This window comes from Tepidimicrobium xylanilyticum, assembly GCF_900106765.1.
Lineage (GTDB): Bacteria > Bacillota > Clostridia > Tissierellales > Tepidimicrobiaceae > Tepidimicrobium > Tepidimicrobium xylanilyticum.
On the sequence record NZ_FNNG01000037.1, the window covers coordinates 1 to 1,616 of the forward strand.

Annotated in this window: 1 protein-coding gene; it reads right to left on the minus strand. The window is 31.0% G+C overall.

Annotation, left to right across the window (positions count from 1 at the left end; all coding sequences use genetic code 11):
* Positions 1-306 precede the first annotated feature (306 nt).
* Positions 307-1,524: an IS256 family transposase gene (locus BLV68_RS15190; protein ID WP_093755286.1), complete on the minus strand. Its 1,218-nt coding sequence runs from the start codon at positions 1,522-1,524 to the stop codon at positions 307-309.
* Between the last annotated feature and the right edge of the window lie 92 nt (positions 1,525-1,616).

Below are 1,616 nucleotides of genomic sequence, written 5' to 3' on the forward strand. Positions count from 1 at the left end.
GAGACTGTAATAAATTTTGTGCTTTAAGTAAGTTTGATTACTCTGATCTGACAAGAAAATTTAGATTAAATTTAGATAATAATTTTTCAAATTTGATACTTTAGTTTTAGTTTGCCAAAATTATAGGGAAATATACATAAATTCTTATAATTTTGGCAATAATTTTAAACATGGAGAAATGTGTTCATTTTTTTAGTTAGGTGGTTTCTAGGTAAATAATGGCCTAGGCCATTATTTACCTAGAAACCACCTGTTAAATCCTATTCCCCAAGTTTTTCTATAGATTTAGGGTGCATTGTTTCAATTTTAAAGATATTGTTCTACCCTTCCTTCAAAAAATATCATCAGTTGATTTAGAATAGAGTCCCAATTTCTATATCTCTGGGTCCACTTTTTCATAACATTTTGACTTGCTAGATATAGCATTTTTTCTAGGGATAAATCAGTTGGAAAGACAGACTTAGTCTTTGTAACTTTCCTAAATTGCCTATGCAAACCTTCTATTATATTTGTAGTATACATTATTTTTCTAATTTCAATAGGATATTTGAAAAATGGCGATAGTACATCCCAATTCATATCCCAACTTTTGATAGCATAGGGATATTTTTTTCCCCATTTTTCTTCTAAATCTAGTAGTTTCTGATATCCTTCCTCTTCATTTACAGCCTTATATACTTCTTTAAAATCATTTGCAAATTCCCTTAAATCTTTATAACTAACATATTTAAAAGAATTTCTGAGTTGATGAATTATACATCTTTGTATTTCAGCATTAGGGTAAGCTGCTTGTATTGCCTCCTTTAGGCCTGTTAATCCATCTACACTAAATATTAATACATCTTCTACTCCCCTGTTTTTTAAATCGTTTAATACCCCTAGCCAGAACTTTGAGGACTCAGTTTCACCTATCCAAATGCCCAATATATCCTTGAAGCCATCTAGGGTAACCCCTAAAACAACATAGGCTGCTTTGTTCTTAATTTGGCCATCTTCCCTTACCTTATAATGTATAGCATCTAGAAAAATGAAGGGATAAACAGGTTCTAGGGGTCTGTTTTTCCACTCATTTATTTGTGGAATAATTTTATCTGTTATTTTGCTAACCATATCTGCTGATACTTCAATTCCATAGAGATCCTTTACCTGGTCATGAATATCCCTAGTTGACATTCCTCTTGCATAAAGGGATATTATTTGTTCTTCTATACCTGATATATCCCTTGTATGTTTTGGAACTACTACTGGTTCAAATTCGCCATTTCTATCTCTTGGTATATCTAACTCAATTTCTCCAAAACGAGTGCTTACAGTCTTTTTCGTAGTACCATTTCTACGATTATCTGTATTTTTGTTCTTTTTATCTCCTTTTACATATCCTAATTCTACCTCTAATTCTGCCTCTAACATCTCTTGTAGTGCATCTTTAAACATTTCTTTAAGATATGTGTGGAGATCATTTACTGTTTTTAAATCTCCATCTACTATCATATTTCTTAAAACTTCCTTTGGTAAAGTTGCCATAAAAAATTCTCCTTTCTAGTTTTGGTCTTATTTAGATTCTTGCCAGAAAAGAGAATTTTATTTCCTAAAAGCACAAATTATTTTACACTACC

What these genes read in the sequence shown, in the direction of transcription:
- BLV68_RS15190 (WP_093755286.1), bottom strand. Translation starts at nt 1,524, where the DNA reads ATGGCAACTTTACCAAAGGAAGTTTTAAGAAATATGATAGTAGATGGA.